Annotated in this window: 19 protein-coding genes; 10 read left to right on the top strand and 9 right to left on the bottom strand. The window is 47.8% G+C overall.

Translation table 11 applies throughout. From position 1 onward, the window contains the following. Positions 1 to 53 precede the first annotated feature (53 nt). From istA to SMSP2_RS13495, 4 genes are all read left to right on the top strand, one after another. On the top strand, positions 54 to 1535 hold the full coding sequence (gene istA, locus SMSP2_RS13510) for an IS21 family transposase (protein ID WP_186804653.1): 1482 nt from the start codon (positions 54 to 56) through the stop codon (positions 1533 to 1535). 34 nt (positions 1536 to 1569) lie between these two features. Further along, a complete protein-coding gene (gene istB / locus SMSP2_RS13505) occupies positions 1570 to 2337 on the top strand; it encodes an IS21-like element helper ATPase IstB (protein WP_146683605.1) in 768 nt (255 codons plus the stop codon). Positions 2338 to 2690: 353 nt separating this feature from the next. After that, a complete protein-coding gene (locus SMSP2_RS13500) occupies positions 2691 to 3062 on the top strand; it encodes a PaaI family thioesterase (protein ID WP_146684562.1) in 372 nt (123 codons plus the stop codon). A 110-nt stretch (positions 3063 to 3172) separates the two neighbouring features. Further along, positions 3173 to 4693 (top strand): phospholipase D-like domain-containing protein, encoded by a 1521-nt coding sequence (locus SMSP2_RS13495; protein ID WP_146684561.1) that lies wholly within the window; start codon positions 3173 to 3175, stop codon positions 4691 to 4693. Between the two features lie 30 nt (positions 4694 to 4723). On the opposite strand, the gene amrB is transcribed toward SMSP2_RS13495, so the two are convergent. After that, positions 4724 to 5599, bottom strand: coding sequence for an AmmeMemoRadiSam system protein B (amrB, locus tag SMSP2_RS13490; RefSeq protein ID WP_186804743.1), 876 nt, complete (start codon positions 5597 to 5599; stop codon positions 4724 to 4726). Between the two features lie 270 nt (positions 5600 to 5869). Here amrB and SMSP2_RS13485 point away from each other — a divergent pair, with 270 nt between their 5' ends. Both SMSP2_RS13485 and SMSP2_RS13480 read left to right on the top strand, forming a co-directional pair. Next, positions 5870 to 6160, top strand: coding sequence for a phasin family protein (locus tag SMSP2_RS13485; RefSeq protein ID WP_146684559.1), 291 nt, complete (start codon positions 5870 to 5872; stop codon positions 6158 to 6160). 6 nt (positions 6161 to 6166) lie between these two features. Then, positions 6167 to 7849, top strand: a complete 1683-nt coding sequence (locus SMSP2_RS13480) for an ABC1 kinase family protein (protein ID WP_146684558.1) — start codon at positions 6167 to 6169, stop codon at positions 7847 to 7849. A gap of 19 nt (positions 7850 to 7868) precedes the next feature. Here SMSP2_RS13480 and SMSP2_RS13475 read toward each other — a convergent pair whose 3' ends face one another. Then, positions 7869 to 9371 carry a sulfatase family protein gene (locus tag SMSP2_RS13475; RefSeq protein WP_146684557.1) on the bottom strand — a complete coding sequence of 501 codons (1503 nt, stop codon included), beginning with the start codon at positions 9369 to 9371 and terminating at the stop codon, positions 7869 to 7871. 370 nt (positions 9372 to 9741) lie between these two features. On the opposite strand from SMSP2_RS13475, the gene SMSP2_RS13470 reads away from it, so the two are divergent. The 4 genes from SMSP2_RS13470 to SMSP2_RS13455 all read left to right on the top strand — a co-directional run bounded on the left by SMSP2_RS13470 (position 9742) and on the right by SMSP2_RS13455 (position 14393). Next, the gene (locus SMSP2_RS13470; protein ID WP_186804742.1) at positions 9742 to 10506 is read left to right on the top strand and encodes a plasmid pRiA4b ORF-3 family protein; all 765 of its coding nucleotides are present in this window, start codon (positions 9742 to 9744) and stop codon (positions 10504 to 10506) included. Between the two features lie 524 nt (positions 10507 to 11030). Further along, positions 11031 to 11552, top strand: a complete 522-nt coding sequence (locus SMSP2_RS13465) for a PEP-CTERM sorting domain-containing protein (RefSeq protein ID WP_146684555.1) — start codon at positions 11031 to 11033, stop codon at positions 11550 to 11552. 399 nt (positions 11553 to 11951) lie between these two features. Next, the gene (gene purE / locus SMSP2_RS13460) at positions 11952 to 12461 is read left to right on the top strand and encodes a 5-(carboxyamino)imidazole ribonucleotide mutase (protein WP_146684554.1); all 510 of its coding nucleotides are present in this window, start codon (positions 11952 to 11954) and stop codon (positions 12459 to 12461) included. Between the two features lie 48 nt (positions 12462 to 12509). Further along, positions 12510 to 14393 carry an amino acid permease gene (locus tag SMSP2_RS13455; RefSeq protein WP_146684553.1) on the top strand — a complete coding sequence of 628 codons (1884 nt, stop codon included), beginning with the start codon at positions 12510 to 12512 and terminating at the stop codon, positions 14391 to 14393. A 38-nt stretch (positions 14394 to 14431) separates the two neighbouring features. On the opposite strand, the gene SMSP2_RS13450 is transcribed toward SMSP2_RS13455, so the two are convergent. The 7 genes from SMSP2_RS13450 to cysK form a co-directional block, all read right to left on the bottom strand. Continuing rightward, positions 14432 to 14839, bottom strand: a complete 408-nt coding sequence (locus SMSP2_RS13450; protein ID WP_146684552.1) for a DUF3859 domain-containing protein — start codon at positions 14837 to 14839, stop codon at positions 14432 to 14434. An 8-nt stretch (positions 14840 to 14847) separates the two neighbouring features. Then, on the bottom strand, positions 14848 to 15999 hold the full coding sequence (nifS, locus tag SMSP2_RS13445) for a cysteine desulfurase NifS (RefSeq protein ID WP_146684935.1): 1152 nt from the start codon (positions 15997 to 15999) through the stop codon (positions 14848 to 14850). A gap of 11 nt (positions 16000 to 16010) precedes the next feature. After that, positions 16011 to 16856 carry a Fe-S cluster assembly protein NifU gene (gene nifU, locus SMSP2_RS13440; protein ID WP_146684551.1) on the bottom strand — a complete coding sequence of 282 codons (846 nt, stop codon included), beginning with the start codon at positions 16854 to 16856 and terminating at the stop codon, positions 16011 to 16013. Positions 16857 to 16877: 21 nt separating this feature from the next. Further along, positions 16878 to 18164: an O-acetylhomoserine aminocarboxypropyltransferase/cysteine synthase family protein gene (locus SMSP2_RS13435; RefSeq protein ID WP_146684550.1), complete on the bottom strand. Its 1287-nt coding sequence runs from the start codon at positions 18162 to 18164 to the stop codon at positions 16878 to 16880. A gap of 127 nt (positions 18165 to 18291) precedes the next feature. Next, positions 18292 to 19221, bottom strand: a complete 930-nt coding sequence (nadA, locus tag SMSP2_RS13430) for a quinolinate synthase NadA (protein WP_146684549.1) — start codon at positions 19219 to 19221, stop codon at positions 18292 to 18294. Continuing rightward, the gene (gene epsC, locus SMSP2_RS13425) at positions 19214 to 20146 is read right to left on the bottom strand and encodes a serine O-acetyltransferase EpsC (protein ID WP_146684548.1); all 933 of its coding nucleotides are present in this window, start codon (positions 20144 to 20146) and stop codon (positions 19214 to 19216) included. Before epsC ends, nadA begins: the two co-directional genes overlap by 8 nt. A gap of 35 nt (positions 20147 to 20181) precedes the next feature. Then, positions 20182 to 21105, bottom strand: coding sequence for a cysteine synthase A (cysK, locus tag SMSP2_RS13420; protein ID WP_146684547.1), 924 nt, complete (start codon positions 21103 to 21105; stop codon positions 20182 to 20184). Between the last annotated feature and the right edge of the window lie 26 nt (positions 21106 to 21131).

The raw sequence follows: 21131 nt of genomic DNA, 5'->3' as shown, positions 1-21131 counted from the left end.
TTATCGATATTATCGAAAATATAACGGAGGTCTTTATGGCGAACTATCTAAAAATGACTAAAAGAAGTGTAATACAGACATTAAGAGAGCGTAACTGGTCTTGCAGGCGTATATCCAGAGAGCTTGGCATCCACCTGGATACGGTGCGTAAGTATGCAAAATCAGACAATGATAATTCAAAACAGGTCACTAACGCGCCTCCCGGGTCGGTGGCCCAAAGCTCAACCGGTCCGGTAAGCAATTGTGAGCCTTACCGTGAAATAATTAAGAACAAGCTGGATATGGGGCTCAGCCGCCGGCGTATATGGCAGGATCTTCGTGACGACCACGGCTCTGATGTCAGCTACCACAGCGTTCGCAGGTTTGTCAACCGCCTCAGTAAAAATTCGCCTGTTCCGTTCAGGCGTCTTGAATGCAGGCCCGGTGAAGAGGCTCAGATAGATTTTGGTACGGGTGCACCGGTAATAACGAAAGATGGCAGACGAAAAAGAACTCATGTAATACGGGTAGTGCTTAGCTTCTCCCGTAAATCCTACAGCGAGGCAGTTTTCAGGCAGACCGGCGATAACTTTATAAATTGCCTGGAAAACGCTTTTCACCACTTTGGCGGTGTTCCGCAAACACTGATAATAGATAATCTTAAAGCTGCTGTAAACAAAGCTGACTGGTATGATCCTGAGATACACCCAAAAATAGTGTCATTCTGCCGTCATTACGGTACCGCCATTTTACCCTGTAAGCCGTATACCCCAAGACACAAGGGTAAGGTTGAAAAAGCAGTAGCATATGTCAAAAATAACGCCCTCAAGGGCCGCAGCTTTAAGAGCCTCTCAGAGCAGAATCAGTTTCTTCTCAGCTGGGAGAGCCGTATTGCCGATACCCGTATTCACGGCACTACCCGCAAGCAGGTAGGCAAATTGTTCACAGAACAGGAAAAGCCTGCTTTATTGAGGCTTCCGGTTGGAAGGTTTCCTTCATTTACAGAAGCTCAGCGGTCCGTTCACAGGGACGGCCATATAGAGGTAGAGAGGACCTATTACTCGGTGCCTCCGGAATATACCGGCCGCAAGGTATGGGCAAGATGGGACGGCCATATGGTAAGAGTATTTAACCGCAGCATGGAGCAGATTGTTGTTCACGCTAAAGTTGAGCCGGGCAGATTCCAGACTCAGGACGGACATATTCATTCAGAGAAAAGAACAAAGATAGAAAACGGCGTTGTATGGATGCTTGAACGAGTCAGTCTGATAGGTGACAATGCCGAGAGATGGGCCCTGCAGATGCTTGAGGCCAGAGGAATACCTGGTATCCGCGTACTTCTGGGCTTGCTGAATATGACCAATACCTATAAAGGTAACAAAATCGATAATGCATGTAAAATAGCGTTAAGCCACAATGCTTTTCGATTGAAGACCATCAGGAGTATTATTAAACACGGCGGTGACAGGCAGCTCCAGATGGAATTTATAGATGAGCACCCTATTATCAGAGATATCTCCAGTTACGGAGAATTCGTAAGAGAGGTTCTGGGCTGAACAATAATCATAACTTATTCAGGAGCAGATTATTATGAACAATTCACTGCATAACACATTAAAATCACTAAGGTTGTCAGGTATGCTTGAGACACTTGAAGTTCGATTGCAGGAGGCAGCCGGCAACAGCCTCACTCATGCTGAGTTTTTAGAACTGATCCTGCAGGATGAGATGCTGGTCAGAAAGCATCGCCAGATCCAAAGGGGTATTAAGGCTGCCGGGTTTAGAGAACTCAAGACACTGGAGGAGTTTGACTGGCAGTTCAATACTTCGATTAAAAGAAGCCGGATATTTGATATGGCCACATGCCGCTTTATCAGTGAGGGCGTTGATGTTCTGCTGCTTGGCCCTCCGGGTGTGGGCAAGAGTCATTTGTGTCAGGCGATAGGCTATCAGGCAGTCAAGGCAGGCATGGCTGTGCGGTACCGCTCGATATTTGATGTTGCCAGGGATTTTCTGCACGAAGATGCCTTTGCCTGTCAGGATAAGGTAATGAACAGATATCTCAAGCCGGAGCTGCTGATAATCGATGACATGGGCATCAAGCATCTGCCAAAACGCTGCGGCGAGTATCTGCTGGAGATCATTATGCGGCGATATGAAAACAAATCCACGATGATGACCTCCAACAGGCCGCTGGAAGACTGGGGCAAGCTCATTGGTGATGTACCATCGGCAACCGCAATCCTGGACAGGTTTTTGCATCATGCTGAGATCATCAACATCACAGGCCGCAGCTACCGTCTCAAGGACCGTGCCGAGCATGGTGCCTGTGAGAAAAGAGCCGGCCATGAAGGCTGACTCAGTCTTAACCGGCCTGTCCCGCCCGGCTTGCGGCGGCCAGGTTCCGACGAGCTTTTTGGGTGGCCCATTCTCACCCGGCCGCCGGTCCGGGCGAAACAGGCCTGGCGTATCTGCCCAATAACGTCGAAAATAATCGTTTTATCCAAATCCAACTTGACAAATGAAACTAAAAATAGTAAATAACAACTGGTTTAACTGACCCATTTTGAACGCGCTCATAGTGACCTAATTTAAAGCGCCGATTGACACACACCACCCTGCCCGGGAAAATATAAATGCCTTGACCTATATACCGCATTATGAATATAATTAGAAAAAACGATAATCATTTATATTTGCGAGGATTTAACATGAGCGTAGGCGAAAAAGATAAATTCGCAAAACACTGCGGAATCGAGCTGATTGAAGCCGGCGAGGGCAGAGCAAAGGCAAAGATGGAAATTCAGCCGTTTCATTTTAACGGTGTGGGGATTGTACAGGGAGGAGCGATATTTACCCTTGCTGATCTTACCTTTGCCGCGGCGTCTAACAGTCATGACCACGTGGCAGTGGCTATAAATACAAATATTTCATTCATCAAAGCCACAAAATCCGGAACACTCTACGCGGAAGCAAAAGAGATAAATCCGCGAGGCCGCGTGGGCAGCTACTCCGTCACTGTAACAAACGATGAGGAGGAAGTTATAGCCGTATTTGAAGGTCTGGCATACAGAAAATTTTAGAGACAAATAAACTCTTTAGATCAAACCGCAAACGGTAAACCGTGATATCAACAAAGAAAAAAACTCTTCTATATCTTTTACTCACTGTCTTTACACTGCCGACTTTGTTTATGTCGGGCTGCCAAGACAGACTTGAAGAGCAAAACAGCTATGAGCCGGCAAGAATAAATGTAAAATCTCCATGGTTTCCAGTTGAAGAAGAACAGCTGGAGCTTCAGATTTCCTACAGCGGATTTAACCCGGATACCCAGAAAAAGTTCTCACGGCTCAGTATAGGCGAGAAAACACTGGAAATGATTCGGGAGGCTGAAGAGCTGATATTCGCGACGGTGTTTTTGTTCGACATTTTTAAGGTTGAGCAGCCGATGGATCACATCGCCGAAAAACTAACAGATACCATCCTTGAAAGTAAATCACAAAACCCCCGGCTAAAAGCCGCCCTGATACTTGATCCTGTCAACCGAGCTTACAGCGACTTCCAGAGCCCCGCCGAAAAACGGCTTCTGCGAGGCGGGGTGGATATCTTCTATTCAAATCTTCACGGCACAAAGCCTGCCAACCTGATTGACATACACAAACCTGTTGGGGTAACTATCGATCTGGCAAATCAGCTTACAATGGGCAATTCCAACAAACTCCTGACCTTTTTGTTTGGTTGGGAGCTGCCGATAAATAACCCCCTAAACCCTGAAGGCGTTTCAATGGCGAGCTTATGGAACGCACTTGCGATGAAGGCTAACCACCGAAAAATACTTGTTACCGCCTCCGGCGAAGAGTACCACGCTATGATATCCTCCGCAAACCCTCACAACGCAAGCGTCGGCTCTGCGAATCACTCTATAACATTCGGCGGCGAGTGCGCAAAATACACATACATGGTCATGCGTGAAGATGCTGTAAACAGCGCAAATCATTACAGCGCCCAATGGAGCCGCGACGAAAAGCAGTGGCGGGATTCATATTTCGAAGACATACTGCCGGCTGTAGAGGTGAAAATCCCTGAACAAAACGCAGCAGAGAATCTTGAAAGTCCTCAGATACGCCTCCTCACCGAACTCGAGATTAAGAATCATATACTCGCAATGCTTGAAAACGCCTCCGAAAGTGACAAGGTCAGGATACAGATGTTTTACCTCTCGGACCTCGACATTGTCCAGGCCCTCATTGACGCCGCGGGGAGACTCGACTGCCCTATCCGGCTAATACTCGACCCAAACAAAGACGCATTTAACAGTGTCAAAGACGGCACGCCAAACAGACAGGTCGCGGCGTATTTGATGGAGAAAAAACAGCAGCTCTGCCTCAACATGGATATCCGGTGGTACGAAACCCACGGCGAGCAAAACCACGCTAAAACCATGAGTATTACAAATGAGAAAACGGGAAAACATGAATTTATTACAGGATCGGCAAACTGGACGGGCAAAAATCTAAAAGGCATAAATCTCGAGGCAGATCTCGCCGTGAGGGGCTCAAAAAAAATAAACAAAGATTTCAACAGGCATTTCGACCTGTTATGGAACAACTCGGACGGCATGATATACACAATAGGCTACAGCGAAAAATACAACTGCCACAGCGGCTATCACAAATGGTTTTTCGGTGAATTATTTGGTTATGTCTCCTGGTGAATACAAAGACACACGAGAATTGTCTGATTCTCAGTAAACAATCGCCGCGTAACCTACTGAATCGCTGCTTTCGCGTCCGAGCCTTTCCCTCATTATCCTGGCGCTGTTTGTCTGCTCAAGCAGAACGCCATTTCTCCGGCCCATAGCCGCGGCAAAACTTACCGCCGCTGCCGCCGCACCGCCGCCGCACGCTGCCTGCATTGCATTTGCGTGTTCAAGCAGAGCCGAAGAGTCCATTTTAAGGGCAAGGTCGATAAACTTTTTGTCGTTCTGTTCTGCCGCCCATTTTACGCCTTCTTCGCCCTTGCCGGCAGGGGTGAAGCCGTAAGAGCTGCCGTAATGTGTCAGGTCGGTCGAGGCGATCACCACCGCCCTGCCGCCGGCATAATCGTTAACGACATCCGCCAGTGACTCGCCGAACTCCGGAGCCTGGTCAACCGGCGGCACGCTCACCGCCGCGATTGTAGAATCACCCGAAAGATACTGGACAAACGGCACCTGCACCTCAATACTGTGCTCATGCATGTGCGGCTCATTGTTAAAACGGGCATTTGGGTGCGATTCCGCGATAGCCTCTGAAATCTCCCTGTTGATTTTTGCAATACCAAACGGGCTTTGCCAGCCGTCCCCGTCATAGACATCGAAGCCTCGGGAGAAGCTCGCATGGCAGGCGCCGAGAAAAATAAACGTTTCAACATCGCCGCTCTCGATAGCCGCGAGAAACACCTTTACCGCCGCGGCTCCGCTGAAAAACCAGCCGGCATGGGGCACGATACCGGCAATAACCGGATATTCAGACTTTGGAATATCGCAAGCCCTTGAGATGCAGTCATTTATATCGCTCACACATTCATTTTCATAGGCAGGGTAGAAACGCCCTGCTGCTATCGGGCTTCTAACTTTCATGTTCACACTCCGCTTATAAAACTCGTTTTTATTAGAAGTTATATCATTTGAAAATTTGGTTACAGAATGCAATGTCCTGCTTAATCCGCTTAAACCCATTATAACCTATGATTTCATCAAGGCAAACACCGATTGGTTTTTAGCTTAATGCCGTGTATTTCTTCGGCAAATTCAAGTATCTCCACATTATGCTTGAAAATAGTGTTAAATAATTGTATGATAAGAGCATAAAACCTTAATATTATTTTAGCAAAGAGGAGATTTTGAACCATGTTTGAAACATTAGATAAATTAGCAATGGCCGGCATTGGGGCACTTACAATGACACGTGAGAAGGCGGAGAAAATATTTGAGGAGTCCGTAAAACGCGGCGAGGTTGCCAGGGACGCCCGCAGCGGTTTTGTAAAAGACATTATGGACTCTGCCGAAAATGCCCGCAAAGACCTTGAAAAACTCATATCCAACGAAATCAAAAAAACTATCAATTCCATGGATATTGCCACCAAAGAAGATATCTCGAGAATTGAAGACAAGATCGACAAGGCCCTTAAAGGAAAATAAGGCTTAGTGTTTAAAAACGTAAAACACACTTTCCGGCGGCTGCGCCGTTACCGGCACATAACCGGTGTCTTGATGAAATACGGCCTCGAAGAAGCCGCCGAGGCCGTGCGCCTTCGCTACAGGATGCGTTCCAAGGGTAAATTCAGCGAAGAAGCCAGAAACAAGATAATTCACAGAAGCAAGCCCGAACGTTTCAGGATGGCACTGGAGGAGCTGGGGCCGACTTTCATAAAATTCGGCCAGCTGCTCAGTACAAGGCCCGACCTGGTACCCGAGGGCTATATAAAAGAACTCGAGAAACTCCAGGATAAAGTCTCGCCCGTCAAAGCCGAGGCTATTTTTAAGGAGCTCGAACATCAGCTCGGCGGCAAGGTTGACGAGATTTTTGATGAATTCGATCCTGAACCCATCGCCGCCGGCAGCATTGCGCAGGTTTATCGGGCGGTTTTACCCTGCGGCACGCCGGTTGTCGTGAAGATCAGGCGGCCCAGTATCGTTGAGACAATCAACACGGAATGTGAAATTCTCGAGGACATAGCAGGCCTGCTAAAGGTTACCATGTTCGGCAAAGACCCGATCGACCCAAAGAAAATCGTGGCAGAATTCACCGAGGCGGTTTCGAAAGAAGTAAACCTGGAGACAGAAAAGAAAAACCAGCTGCGATTTTACCGTAACTTCAAAGATACACCGGAAATACACATACCCAAAATCTACGAGGATTACTGCTGCGAGGCGGTTTTGACCATGGAGTATATCGAGGGAATAAAGCCTTCACAGCTCGAGATGCTCAACAAAGCCGGGCTTGACCCGAAACTCATAGCCAAACGCGGCTGCAATTTTGTCATGAGGCAGATATTTGATCTTGGCTTTTTCCATGCCGACCCGCATCCGGGCAATTTCTTCGTAATTGGTGATAACGTGCTGGCACCGATAGATTACGGCCAGACAGCAATGCTCGGCTCGCAGGACAGAGAGCTGCTCAAACAGCTGATTCTCTCGATCATAGACAACAACGCAGACCAGCTTATAAGAGCGTTTCAAAGGGCGGAACTTATGCCCGACGATACCGATGAAAACGTCCTGCGAAGAGACATAGAGGTCATACTGAACACCAATTACGAGATGCCGCTAAAGGACATATCCATCGGACAGGTGATTATCCAGACGTTCAACGTTATACGAAAACACCGGCTCAACACGCCGCCGCAATTCACCCTGATGCTCAAGAGCCTGATGACGATCGAATCGTTCGCAAACACGCTTGACCCGCAGTTCGATATCATCGAAAACATAAAACCCTTCGCAAAAAAACTCGCATCTCCCTTTACTGACCCCAAACAGATGCTCAAAAACCTGCGGTCTGCCGCAAACGACATATCCAGAATGACATCGCATCTGCCCGATGACATGAATACTATCATAAGCAAAGTCCGCCAGGGAGATTTTCAGCTCAAGGTGCATCACGAACATCTTGAAAACCTCACAAACACGTTAGATAAAAGCTCCAACCGCATCAGCTTCGCACTGATAACCGCGGCTCTGCTGGTGGGCTCAAGCATGTTGATATCACAGGACGGGCACATCTTCGGCATACTGACATTGCAGACACTCGGAATCACAGGCTATATCGCCGCCGCCGCGATAGGAATCTGGCTGATTGTCTCAATCATAAAGAGCAAAGATTACTGATACGCAAGATTCGTATTCATTATCTTTTTAGATACGGCTCTATCAAAGAGGGAGATGTCTTTTTAACATTTTCAAGTATCTTTTCGTCAAGTTCCTTAATAACTTTCCTGACGTTGGGATTGCGGCTGTTAATCAAATTTATATTTTCAGCCGGGTCATTCTTCAGGCAATAAAGCTCATCACGCTGGGGGTTTAGAAAGTCACGAATAAGTTTCCATTCCGGTGTTCGGTAAGCCCGCAGATGTGTCCGGCAGTAATTTCTCATGCTGTATTCAGCATAAAGGCCGTTTTCCCAGCCATCTATTTTCTGCCCGCGAAGCAGCGGCGTAAAATCCCGGCCTCGTACTGTCTGCCCTGCCGGCATTTTGGCATTTGCTATGGAGACCAGGGTTGGATACCAATCGAGATTAGAGATCGTCTCGGTAATAACCGAACCGGCCTTTACGATGCCCGGCCAGCGAACGATGGCCGGCACCCTGAGTGACTGATCATAGAGGTTGGGACGGTATTTCCCCTTGATGTTTTCTGTATCAGCAGGGACGGAGTGAGTCGCCCAGATACCATTGCCTTTGTGCCAGATGCCGTTGTGCCCCATATTGTAGCCGTGGTCTGAGCTGTAAATAACAACCGTATTATCAGATAAATTCTGTTCGTCCAACAGCTTAAGCAATCTGCCCAGATTGCGGTCAATACCGGCAATGCTGGCCAGATATTCTTTCATCATCGTTTTGACTTTTCTTACATTCAGGTCGGGATAATCCGGGTTCGGTATCTCCATCTCCATGTTTTCATAAGGCGCCCAGTCTGCATCTGCCACCGGCAGCCACGCCTTATGGGGTGCCCGATAATTAAGGCACAGCATGAAAGTATCATCTTTATGCTTTTCGACAAAACCAAGGGCGCGATCTGTCAGTATATCTGTTGTTAAACCTTTAAACTGCTTCACTTGAGAGTTTTCTTCAAGAATCGGGTCAGACGGGCTGATCCCGCCGCCGGTCAGACCCATAAAGTAATCAAAACCGTGATTAAGCGGATGATATTTTTTGTCACTGGTTTCTGTCCAGTCTCCCAGATGCCATTTGCCGACAAGACCGTTGGTATATCCCTGCATGGCAAGGACTTCGGCAAATGTTACTGTGTCGGGGCTGAGCCCTATCTGTTTATCAGGCTCGTAAAGTTTATGACCGGGATGCGGGATAAAATCAAGCACCCCCAGCTCTGAGGCATAGCGGCCGGTCATTAAACCCGCTCTGGATGGGCTGCATACCGGAGTCGTTACAAAAGAATTGGCCAGATACACGCCCTGCGCAGCTAACCGGTCTATGTTGGGCGTTCTGGCCTGTTTGTTTCCGATATAACCCGGCGTCCAGGCGGCCTGATCGTCGGTATAGATAAAAATTATATTGGGTCTTCTTGCGGGTTTATCCGCAGGCGATGCCGTACTCCCCCGCAGCACAAAAGCCGCCATGCTGATGCCGGATATTTTTAGAAACTTACGTCGGCTGCAATTCTTGTGACTCATAAACTGTTTTCCTGTATTTGAAATTAAAATCGGCGTAGATATATGAGCATGTCAAAGAGATTTTCCTTATAACATTCATATTATAGCAGATTTACAGAAATCCGCAAGATGTCTTTCCCAGACAACAAATTCAAAGCAAACAAGATGACAAACAAACGTAAACCCGTCAAAAAAAAGTGCTTATAACACTGCTTTATCTAAAAGAGACCTGACGCTGTTTCGTTCTCCCTGTATTCTTAATTGATTTAGGTATGTTTATCTGGTAAAATCCCTTTCACATTTTCATAATTTAATATATTTATGAAATTTAATAAGGGACATGGTAAATTTCCAGGATAAAGTCAAATTTTACATTAAAGGTGCAAATTCTATGGATGATAAAATGAAAATATTGCTGTCTCGTGAGAACAGAGAATTTCTTCTCAAGTATGAACCCTCTTTTGCCAGTCACGAACTATTCAGGATGGTCTCCATTGGAGTTCAAATAGGGCAAGACTACGAACTTTATTTCACTGAAAAACAACTTGATGAGTTTTTAGAACAGTTAGCTGAACTGGCTAATAATGAAGAAGACCAAGAGGCTAAATCCACATTATATGATATTTATGACTATTTGGAGGAGTCCTCTGGAATTTATGCTGAAGATGACTATTCTAAATATTCCAGTAATACAGGTTCAGTCTTTATTCTGAAGGTCTTTATTGTTGGCTCGAAAAGGATATGGAGAAAGATAGCCATCAGGGAAGGACAGACACTGCATGACCTGCACGAGATTATATTTGATGCATTTGACAGGTATGATGACCATATGTATTCTTTTTATTTTCCTCACTCTAAAATCAAATTTAATCCTCGAAAAATTTATGACTCTTCAGATGAATACACTCATCCCTATGCCTGTGAATATGAAGGCCCATTTAAATGTGAGGCCGACAACGCATCGAAGGCAACCATCAAATCTTTGAATTTACGCAAAGGGCAGGTATTCTTTTATCTTTTTGATTTTGGTGACAGCTGGTGGCATGAGATTACTGTTGAAAACGCGAATGAACCTGCTGACAATGATAAGTATCCCCGTATTGTAGAAGAAAAAGGGCCGTCTCCTGAGCAGTATCCTGATTTTGATGAGGAATAATCCTGTTCAGCATTTACAAAATAAAAAAGAGGTAATCATTCTTATTTTACGCATTTTTTTAAAAAAAAGTTTTTTTCATTTGACAAACATCACAAACTTCTTAAGTTTTTAGGTGTTTATTCAAGTATGCGAGGGGGTGAGTGAATATAACGTAATAAATTGGTATGGAAAATTCGAGCTGTTTGACAGCAAGGGAAAACGGGAATGTGCAAGATGTATAATTAAACTTTGTAGAACGCAGTTGAAAAACTGTTTTTACAGTTGTATTAGATTTGTATCCAGAATATCCCCCCGCAAAAATAGATTTGGTTATTTTGCATCATTACGGGAATTCTAAACACAAAAGCTAAACACTGGTTCTTCATTCCACCAACCCTATTGAAATCTGTTTTCATCTGCGGTATTTGCTTCCGCGATGAGCACAGCAACCGGTAATGCCATTTAATTACAGGTTAAAGTGCGTATTTAGCTAAATGTAACTTTTTAATATTTTATTCACTTTATTTTTAGAAAGGGAATTTGTTATGAAGAGATTATCAGTGTTAGTATTGGCTTTATTTGCCACAATGTCTTTCGGGTGGGTGCCTTCTGCCGTCTGGGAAACAGTCAATTTTTCCTGGTCGGGTGATGGCGGCTGCAAGGTGCTCGGTTCAATGACGTATGATTCCGATTACCGCACAATCTCATATTCGAGCAGTTCCGGCAGCGGAATCAGCGACCTCAACGTAAGTTTTTATGATTCTTCTAATCAATTTCTGGGTTCTTTCCAAAATGTTGTGAACAATTCAGTCAACTACGGTGGTTTTACGATCTCTTTCTATACCGAGGAGCTGACTTTCGGCGACGATGTAGATATTGTTGCCTTTGGTTCAAATATTTATACACTTCAATACATCACATCGGAGCCTCATTTCATACTTAATAATGCACAGACATCCGAGATACTGGACAGTTCATCCAAAGGGTTGGTTGTTGCACCGGAACCGGCGACAATGGCTATCCTGGGCCTGGGCGGGCTATTTCTATGCAGAAAAAGCAAAGTATAAAGATTCATTCCCGTCCAAATACGCTCGAGGAGTAACCGCTCCATTACTGTCGCGGCTGTGGTGGTGTATTTCGCAGCAACCCGAGCCGCGAATGTGAATGAGCGGTAATGCCGGCAACCCGGCGCGGGTTTGGTAGCCGAATAACTGTATGGAGTTTCTACCGTTTACAGTTGCCTGAGGTTATTCTGGTATCTTGCGTGATACATTGTGTTTGCGTAACCGCTCCATTACTGTCGCGGCTCTGGTGCGGAATTTTAGATACAAGTATTTACTTGGCCTGCGGGTTTTGCTATAATACGCTTATAAGGATACCCGAAAACCATATCGGGAAAATACACAATGGTTTCGTATATACAGTGAGTAAGCCAATTATATTTTGCTAAAAAGGAACAAATGCCTATGACGGAAACAAAAAACGCCTCAAGTGTAGCAGTGGTAATGGGTTCTGACAGTGACCTTCCCGTAATGCAGCGTTGCATCGACCAGTTGAAAGAGTTCGGCATCGAGCCGGAAGTTCGGGTAATATCCGCCCACAGAACACCGGCCGCGGCTGATGAATTCGCCGAGACCGCCCCGCAGCGCGGGATAAAAGTCATAATCGCCGCGGCAGGCATGGCGGCTCACCTTGCAGGCGCTCTGGCCGGAAGAAGCCATCTTCCCATAATCGGCGTCCCAATGCAGGCAAGCGAGGGCCCCTGCGGCCTTGATGCGCTTTTGAGCACCGTTCAGATGCCGCCGGGCGTGCCCGTAGCAGGCATGGCTATCGGCAAAGCCGGCGCCAAAAACGCGGCGGTATTCGCGGCGCAGATTCTCGCTGCCGGCGATAAAGACATGGAGGCCAAAGTCATAGAATTTCGCAGAAAACAGACCGAAGCGGTTATCGCAAAGGATAAAGCACTCAACAGCTGATTCCCGCGGCGGCTCTGGCATAAAACATTTTAAAAGAAAAGGTTGCGAATGCAGAAGCTCAAGAAAGGACTCGGGGCGATTGACATCTTTTGCCTGGCTTCCGGAGCAATGATAAGTTCGGGTCTGTTTGTCCTTCCCGGGCTTGTTTTTGCCTACTCCGGCCCCTCTGTTATCCTGATCTACATACTGGCATCGCTCCTGGCCCTGCCTGCGGGACTTTCGCAGTCAGAGCTTGCCACTGCCATGCCTAAGGCCGGCGGCTCCTACTTTTTCATCGCCCGCAGCCTCGGCTCGGCCTCGGGGCTGTTCTGCGGCCTTGCGGACTGGTTTTCGGTTTCACTGAAAGCCGCGTTCGCACTGGTTGGTATGGCGGCGTTTATTGAATTATTTCTGGGATACGTGCTGAACATTGACACGGGACAGGGTGAGTTTTTGATGAGGATTATTGCGTGCGGGGGTTGTATAGCTTTTTCACTGCTGAACTTAAGCGGCACAAAACACGCAAGCCTGTTCCAGATCGCATTGGTGGCAGTACTGCTTGTCATACTTATATTGTTTGTAGCTTTCGGAAGCGCCTCAATCAAAGTTGAAAAATTTTCACCGTTTTTCAAGCCCGACATGGGCTTGTTGCAGCTGTTTTCCGTAACGGGAATGGTGTTTGTCAGCTACGGCGGCTTTACAAAGGTCGCGGCGGTATCCGAAGAAATACATGACCCGGGAAGGAATATCCCGCTGGGTATGCTCACCGCGTGGTTTATAGTTTCATTCCTTTATTTCGCGGTAACCGCGGTTACGGTTGGTGTTATGGACGCAGAGAAACTTTCGGGCTCTCTGACGCCTATTTCATCTGCCGCGATGCTGTTTATGGGCGGCTGGGGCAAGGCCCTCTTAGCCGCAGCGGCGATGACCGCGTTTATAACCACAGCCAATGCCGGAATCATGTCAGCCTCGCGGTCACTGCTGGCGATGGGCAGGGACAAACTGCTGCCCCCGTTTTTCTCGGCAATTTCAAGAAAAAACGCGGTTCCGGTAAACAGCATAATTTTTACAGCGGTATTTATGATGGCCACTATAATACTGCTGGATCTCAAACTTCTTGTAAAGACCGCCTCGACGCTGATGATTATACTCTTTGCACTGGTGAATCTAAGCGTAATTGTAATGAGAATGAGCGGGCTTCAGTCATACCGGCCGGCGTTTAGATTTTCAGGATATCCGTATGTTCAGGTTTTTGCGATAATTGTTTATATCGGCCTTATACTTTCTATGGGTGCGGTACCGCTTATTATATCGGGGGCGTTTTTGGTTGTATCGGCGGCGTGGTATTTCATCTACGTCTCACGAGCCGTCTCCCAGCAGAGTGCCGTTATGCACATAGCCGAGAGGATCACAAACAAACAGCTCAAACTCCAAAGCACCGACCTCGAAGACGAGCTTCGGGAAATACTGCTGGAGCGTGATGAGATTGTACAGGACCGCTTTGACGAGCTGGTTCACAACTGCCGAATCATCGACATTCCAGCCTGTGAGCATATGGAGCTGTTCCACAGAATCGGGGCGGAATTCGCCGATTTTGCCGGTAACAGGGAAGATTACTTTTTCGAGAAACTCTGCGAACGTGAAGAGCAAAGCTCAACTGTCATCGATACCGGCCTTGCGATACCGCACATCATAATTGACGGGGAAAACGCGTTTCATGTCATGATGGTTCGTTCAATAGACGGCATACATTTCTCGAAATCTCCCGAGCCTGTCCATTGCGTATTTGTCCTGGCAGGTACCAAAGATGAGAGAAATTATCATCTGCGGGCGCTTATGGCGATTGCCCAGATTACCCAGCAGAAGGATTTTATGAAGAAATGGATGTCCGCCAGAGATGAGAATATGCTGCGAAATCTGATTCTGCTTTCACAGAGAACGCGGCACAGCTAAAGCCCGGGCCTGCAATACAGCGGTTTAGAAAACGAGTTTTATTCAGCGGCGTTACCTGATGCCGGCACAACCTGGAAACTCATACGTTCGAGCTCTTCGCCGCAGCAGCTGATGGTCATTGTCCAGGTGCCGCATTTCTCCTCTACCGGCTGCCAGACGCAATCGCCGAGATAGAAATTGTAATCATTTGATGATATCTGCTCTGTTCCCTCAAAAACCGGCAGCTCTTTGCCCTCGCTGTCGAGTATCGGCGGGTGTTCTATAGTAAACTCGAGCAGTTTGCCGCGTCCGCCGCGGATGTTTGCGATATAACCGAATTCAATATTTTCGACTGCGGGGATTGTGTGTGTAAACTCTTTTATCTGAGGGAGATCAGAGCTTTTTCTGTCCCATTTTGTGTAGATGCCGTAGTTTCGCAGTCTGGATTCTATTCTTTTTCGAGCCATTTCGCCTTTTAGGTAAACGGGGAAAGTTCTCTAAGCCGCTTTATTATCGGAGGCAGCTTCTCGATAACGAAATCCACTTCCTGCTCGGTGGTGTACTTACTCAGGCTGAAACGCACTGACCCGTGCGCCGCGGTGAACGGCACACCCATCGCACGCAGCACGTGCGAGGGCTCAAGTGAGCCGGACGTACACGCCGAGCCGCTGCTGGCACATATCCCGAATTGATCGAGCATAAGCAGAATTGATTCGCCCTCTATGAGCTCAAAGCTGATATTGGTGGTATTTGGCAGCCGGTTTTCCGGGTCGCCGTTAATCCTGCACTGGCCGCACTCTTTCATAACGGCAGTCTCGAGCTTATCGCGAAGCGATTTTACCTGTGTGTTTTCCAGCTCCATATCACGCTGGGCAACTTCGCACGCCTTGCCCAGGCCGATGATTCCCGCGGCGTTTTCCGTGCCCGCCCTGCGGCCGTTTTCCTGGTGCCCGCCGGTCATGTATGGCTTAAAACGGGTACCCTTGCGGACGAACAACGCTCCAACGCCTTTTGGCGCGTGGAGTTTATGGCCGGAGATGCTGAGCATATCAATCTCGGATTCGGCCATGTTCACCGGTATCTTGCCCACTGACTGAACTGCGTCAGTGTGAAAAACCGCTCCCTTGGCGTGTGCTATCTGAGCGGCCTTGTCCACGGGAAATATTGTCCCGGTCTCATTATTAGCGTGCATTATCGTTACTATTGCCGTGTTTTCGTCAACAGCGTCCTCGAGCTCGTCAAGGTCTAAACGGCCCTTCTCATCAACACCGACTTCTACTACATCATAGCCGTGTTCGGTAAATGAGCGGCATGTCGCCAGCACCGCCGGGTGCTCTACCCTGCTGGTTACGATTTTCATCTTTGAGGGGTTGGCCTCGGCGATGCCTCTTATCGCCATGTTGTCGCTTTCTGTGCCGCAGCTGGTGAAGATAACCTCTGCCTGCTTGCAGCCCAGAATAGAAGCGACTCTCTGCCGCGATTCTCTGATTTTATGCCCAACTTCGCCGCCGAACTGATGCATACTCGAGGGGTTGCCGTACATCTGGCAGAAGTAAGGCTTGATCTCTTCGAAAACCTCATCACATACCCGGGTTGTGGCGTTGTTATCAAAATAATATGTATTCATTATCGCCTCACTCATTTTTCCTGTACAACGGTTAAATCGTCACTGACAAACTCGTGAAGGCGTGCTTCCACCACATCCTTCATGGTGATTTTGGAGCTTGGACAGCCCGCACACATCCCCCGAAATGCCACGATGACCTCATCGCCGATAACATCTATCAGTTCCAGGTCTCCGCCGTCGGCACGCAGTGCCGGCCGTATCTGCTCGTCAATACACTTCTGTATGAGCTGGATTTTCTGGATATTTGTAAGTTTCTGAGGTTTCTCATAGGGTTTTTCGCCGGCATCAGCCTTGGAACCGGTAATACCCTCGATTATTTCGGCTATCTCAGGCCGACACGCCCTGCAGCCGCCGCCGGCCTTGCAGTAGTTCATAACCTCATCAACGTCTGTGAGATTATTTTCCCGAACGATGCGTTTTATTTCTTCTTCGGTTATGCCGAAACACTTGCAGACAACTTTGCCTTTGAGCTCGTGTGTCTGTGTGGTACCGGTTTTGTAATTATCGATAGCCGCCTCGAGCGCTTCACGCCCCATAACCGAACAGTGCATTTTCTGATCCGGCAGGCCGCCGAGAAATTCTGCTATATCCTTGTTGGTGACCTTGGCGGCTTCTTCGATTTTCATTCCTTTTATAATTTCAGTCAGGGCGGATGCCGAGGCAATCGCCGAAGCGCAGCCGAATGTTTTGAATTTAACATCGGCTATTCGCCCTTCTGCATCTACTTTGAACATCAGTTTCAAAGCGTCTCCACAGGCCAGCGAGCCGACCTGCCCGACACCGTCGGGATTCTCAATCTCACCTACGTTCTGTGGATTGAGAAAATGATCTTTTACTTTATCTGTGTAATCCCACATGAATTATCTCCTGTTTATATGTTATTGACTTGCCTTCAGGGCAGAGTCAAAATCAGCTTTTATATCATCGATATGCTCTGCGCCGACTGAGACACGTATGAAATCCGGTGTTACGCCGCCGGCGAGCTGTTCCGCTTCGGAGAGCTGCTGGTGGGTTGTACTTGCCGGATGAATCACGAGCGTCCTGCTATCGAGCAGATTTGCAAGATGTTTGGCGATCTTCACATTTTCTATGAATTTTTTGCCCGCCTCGATACCGCCTTTGATACCGAATCCGAGAATCGCGCCCTTGCCTTTTGGGAAGTATTTTTTTGCGAGTTTATAATCAGGGTGCGACTTTAGCCCGGGGTAATTGACCCAGCTGACTAAGGGATGCTTTTCAAGATACTGGGCAAGCTCAAGGGCATTTTCAGATTGTTTGGTAATACGCAGGTGCAGCGTTCCAAGGCCGTTAATGAACTGGAACGCGTTGAAGGGCGACATACACATTCCGAAATCCCTCAGCGTCTGGGTACGCAGTTTCACGATAAAGGCGATTTCTTTAAACTGCTCGTGATAGACTATCCCGTGATAGCTCGGATCGGGCTTGGTAAAAGCCGGATACCTGCCGTTATCCCAGGGGAACTTACCAGAATCAACGACAATCCCGCCGACACTGCATCCCTGGCCGTCAAATAGCTTTGTACAGCTGTGCACGACAATATCCGCGCCGTGCTCGATCGGATTAAAAAGTATCGGCGAGGTAACGGTATTATCGCAGACAAGCGCAACGCCTTTCTCGTGGGCAACCTGCGCGATCCTGTCATAATCCAGGACATTGTTGCGCGGGTTGGCAAGCGATTCTATATAAACGATCTTTGTCTTGTCATTTATTGCATCAGCGAAATTCTGCGGATCGGAGCCCTCTACAAATGTTGTAGTTATGCCGTATTTAACCAGATTCTGGCTCAAAAGCGTAACGGTACCGCCGTAAAGGGAATTGGAAGCGACGATATTATCCCCCGCCTGGCAAAGCGTGAGGATAACCGAAGAAATCGCCGCCATTCCGGAGCTTACAGCGACCGAAGCCGCTCCGCCCTCCATGGCAGCGACGCGTTTTTCCAGAATATCGCAGGTCGGGTTTCCTATGCGGCTGTAAATATTGCCGAATTTCTTCAGCTCAAAAAGGTCTGCCGCGTGCTGACTGTCGTTAAAAACATACGCGGTGGTCTGGTATATCGGCACTGCGCATGAGTTTGTAACCGGGTCAAAATCAAATCCGGCGTGCAATGCCAGCGTATCTACATGTAATTTTCTTTCATCTGTCATTTTTTATCTCCAATAAGCCGTTTGGCTTTTCATATATAAGTATAGTATTTTTATGTTATTTTGCAAGTCAAATATACACTTGCAGGATGGTTTTTATTTCAACTAAGACAAATGACCGGCTTGTGTTTTAGTTGCTTTTTCTGGTGCTTGTTGCCGGCAGCACCTCGAGCATTCGCATGAGAGCCCGGCTTGCTTTTTGCGCAACTTCCTTTTCCACCTTGACTTCGTACTCATCACGCTCAAGAGACCATAGCAGTTTTTCGAGTGTTAGCTTTTTCATATTGGGGCAGATGGTCTCACATGCCTCAATGAATTCTTTATCCGGGCAGCGTTTTTTAAGTGCGTGTATAATTCCCGGCTCTGTTGCTATGATAAATTTCTTTGCCTCTGACTGCTCTGCGTGCCCAAGCATCTGGCCGGTACTCAGGAGAAAATCCGCCTCCGGCCAGGTCGCCGGCGGGCACTCGGGGTGCGCCAGCACCACAGCATCAGGATGCTGCGATTTTACCGTCTGCAGTTTGTCCAGCGTTATGACAACATGTGTTGGGCAGTAGCCCGGCCAGAGTATGATGTTTCTGCCGGTTCTCTCACGTACAAAAGCGCCGAGATTCTTGTCCGGCACGAAGATTATCTCTTTATCCGCCGGCAGAGCCTTTACAAGCTCGACCGCGTTTCCGCTGGTGCAGCAGTAATCACTGAGCGCCTTAACCTCTGCTGTGCTGTTGACATAACAGACAACCAGAGCCTGCGGGTGCTCTTCTTTGAATGCCTTAAGCTGCTCTGCGGTTATCATATCCGCCATCGGACAGCCGGCGGTCCTATCGGGTATTAGAACTGTTTTTTCCGGCGAGAGGATAGACGCGGTCTCTGCCATGAAATGAACGCCGCAAAAGACTATCAAATCGGCATCTGTCTCTGCCGCCTGTTTGCTAAGGCCCAGCGAATCACCGGCAAAATCAGCGATATCCTGGACATCGCCGGGCACATAGTTATGCGCGAGAATGACGGCGTTTTTTTCTTTTCGCAGTTTATTTATTTTTTCAGCAATATTATTCATTGTTTTTTGTCCGGGGTTTTTTGCTTCCAGGTTTTCTGATGGCAGTTCCCGTGTGTGTTATGACCGCCCTGTGTCCGGCGGGCACGGGATCCTTGACCCAGGTGTTGCCGCCGATAACCGAATCTCTGCCGATAACAACATCACCCAGGATCGTTGCTTCTGCATAGATAGTGACGTTATCCTCTATCGTCGGGTGGCGCTTACCGCCTTTTATAACGCGGCCCCGCTCATCCTTAGGAAAACTCAGGGCTCCAAGTGTTACACCCTGGTATATTTTGACATTACTGCCGATAACAGCAGTCTCGCCAATCACGACACCTGTGCCGTGATCAATAAAGAAATTCGCGCCAATTTCGGCCCCCGGGTGAATATCAATGCCCGTAGTTTTGTGGGCATATTCACTCATTATACGGGGTATCAGCGGGATATTTGATTTGTAGAGCTCATGGGCTACCCGGTGGGTGGCAATGGCTATGATTCCCGGGTAGCTTATTATTATCTCTTCAAACGACTGAGCCGCCGGGTCGCCGTCGTAAGCTGAATTTACATCTGTCTTTAAGATTTCGCGAATATTGGGCAGCTCATTGAGCAGATGGTCAACTGCCTTTTGAGCCATTTGCCTGCACTGGCTGCGGTCGCAGTCTTTTTTGATTCTGCAAAGATGCTGCAAAGCCTTTTCGGACTGATCGACAAGGTCTGTATATACCTGGCTGATTATGTCACCGAGAATATAGTTGATATTCCACTTTGTAACAGGGCGTTTGCCGGTATAGCCGGGGAATACAACTTCCATAATCAGCTCGAGAATCTCTATAATCTTCTCGCGCTGGGGAAGATTGTTAACATCAATAAAATTGATGCCCTTGTCGTCTTTATATGTCGCAGATATCTTATCTACGTATTTTTTAAGTTCATTATTTTTCATTGTTTACCATACAGGCTTTATACCTGAAGAATATATTAACTCAGCCCCGCGAAAAGGTCTGTAGAAAGATACCTCTCTGCGGTATCACAGAGGATTGTTACTATTATCTTGCCGTCGCTGTCTTCTCTGGCTGCTATCTGCTGGGCCGCCCACACGTTTGCACCGGCGCTGATACCGACAAGAAGTCCCTCAGCAGAGGCAATCTTGCGGGCGGTCTTGCAGGCATCGTCGAAATCTACCTGAATAACTTCATCAATAATATCCATATTGAGGTTATCCGGGATAAAACCTGCACCGATACCCTGTATTTTATGCGGCCCTGGGTCGCCGCCGGATATTACCGGAGAATCAACAGGCTCAACGGCAATGACTTTTACGTCGGGATTTTTCTCTTTCAGGACACTTCCGCAGCCGGTAAGCGTTCCGCCGGTGCCTACTCCGGCAACAAAATAATCCACCTTGCCGTCGGTATCCCGAAGTATCTCCCGGGCAGTTGTCGCGGCATGAACCTTTGGGTTGGCAGGGTTCGTGAACTGGCTGGGCATAAACGCGTCACCGGACTCAAGCGTAATTTTCTTGGCCTCATCAATAGCACCCTTCATGCCCTGGTCGGCCGGGGTCAATACAAGTTCGGCTCCAAGCATCGCCAGCAGCCGTCTGCGTTCTATGCTCATCGATTCGGGCATTGTCAAAATAAGCCTGTAACCTTTGCTGGCACAAACAAATGCAAGCGCAATTCCTGTATTGCCGCTGGTCGGCTCTACTATGATTGTGCGCCTGTCAAGAAGGCCGCGTTTTTCCGCGTCTTCTATCATTGCAAGACCGATCCGGTCTTTCACGCTTGAGCATGGGTTCATAAACTCACATTTGCCCAGCAGCTCCGCATTGGCGGCGCCGGTTATTATTTTTACAAGCGGCGTATTGCCGACACATTGTGTTATGTTCTCATAAATACTCATTTATAATCTCCTGTTTTGCCGGCCTT

The organism is Limihaloglobus sulfuriphilus (genome assembly GCF_001999965.1).
Lineage (GTDB): Bacteria > Planctomycetota > Phycisphaerae > Sedimentisphaerales > Sedimentisphaeraceae > Limihaloglobus > Limihaloglobus sulfuriphilus.
Note: the sequence above shows the minus strand (reverse complement) of the source record. Positions and strands in the feature narration are given on the sequence as shown.

What these genes read in the sequence shown, in the direction of transcription:
- istA (WP_186804653.1), top strand. Translation starts at nt 54, where the DNA reads ATGACTAAAAGAAGTGTAATACAGACATTAAGAGAGCGTAACTGGTCT.
- istB (WP_146683605.1), top strand. Translation starts at nt 1,570, where the DNA reads ATGAACAATTCACTGCATAACACATTAAAATCACTAAGGTTGTCAGGT.
- SMSP2_RS13500 (WP_146684562.1), top strand. Translation starts at nt 2,691, where the DNA reads ATGAGCGTAGGCGAAAAAGATAAATTCGCAAAACACTGCGGAATCGAG.
- SMSP2_RS13495 (WP_146684561.1), top strand. Translation starts at nt 3,173, where the DNA reads ATGTCGGGCTGCCAAGACAGACTTGAAGAGCAAAACAGCTATGAGCCG.
- amrB (WP_186804743.1), bottom strand. Translation starts at nt 5,599, where the DNA reads ATGAAAGTTAGAAGCCCGATAGCAGCAGGGCGTTTCTACCCTGCCTAT.
- SMSP2_RS13485 (WP_146684559.1), top strand. Translation starts at nt 5,870, where the DNA reads ATGTTTGAAACATTAGATAAATTAGCAATGGCCGGCATTGGGGCACTT.
- SMSP2_RS13475 (WP_146684557.1), bottom strand. Translation starts at nt 9,371, where the DNA reads ATGAGTCACAAGAATTGCAGCCGACGTAAGTTTCTAAAAATATCCGGC.
- SMSP2_RS13470 (WP_186804742.1), top strand. Translation starts at nt 9,742, where the DNA reads ATGGATGATAAAATGAAAATATTGCTGTCTCGTGAGAACAGAGAATTT.
- SMSP2_RS13465 (WP_146684555.1), top strand. Translation starts at nt 11,031, where the DNA reads ATGAAGAGATTATCAGTGTTAGTATTGGCTTTATTTGCCACAATGTCT.
- purE (WP_146684554.1), top strand. Translation starts at nt 11,952, where the DNA reads ATGACGGAAACAAAAAACGCCTCAAGTGTAGCAGTGGTAATGGGTTCT.
- SMSP2_RS13455 (WP_146684553.1), top strand. Translation starts at nt 12,510, where the DNA reads ATGCAGAAGCTCAAGAAAGGACTCGGGGCGATTGACATCTTTTGCCTG.
- SMSP2_RS13450 (WP_146684552.1), bottom strand. Translation starts at nt 14,839, where the DNA reads ATGGCTCGAAAAAGAATAGAATCCAGACTGCGAAACTACGGCATCTAC.
- nifS (WP_146684935.1), bottom strand. Translation starts at nt 15,999, where the DNA reads ATGAATACATATTATTTTGATAACAACGCCACAACCCGGGTATGTGAT.
- nifU (WP_146684551.1), bottom strand. Translation starts at nt 16,856, where the DNA reads ATGTGGGATTACACAGATAAAGTAAAAGATCATTTTCTCAATCCACAG.
- SMSP2_RS13435 (WP_146684550.1), bottom strand. Translation starts at nt 18,164, where the DNA reads ATGACAGATGAAAGAAAATTACATGTAGATACGCTGGCATTGCACGCC.
- nadA (WP_146684549.1), bottom strand. Translation starts at nt 19,221, where the DNA reads ATGAATAATATTGCTGAAAAAATAAATAAACTGCGAAAAGAAAAAAAC.
- epsC (WP_146684548.1), bottom strand. Translation starts at nt 20,146, where the DNA reads ATGAAAAATAATGAACTTAAAAAATACGTAGATAAGATATCTGCGACA.
- cysK (WP_146684547.1), bottom strand. Translation starts at nt 21,105, where the DNA reads ATGAGTATTTATGAGAACATAACACAATGTGTCGGCAATACGCCGCTT.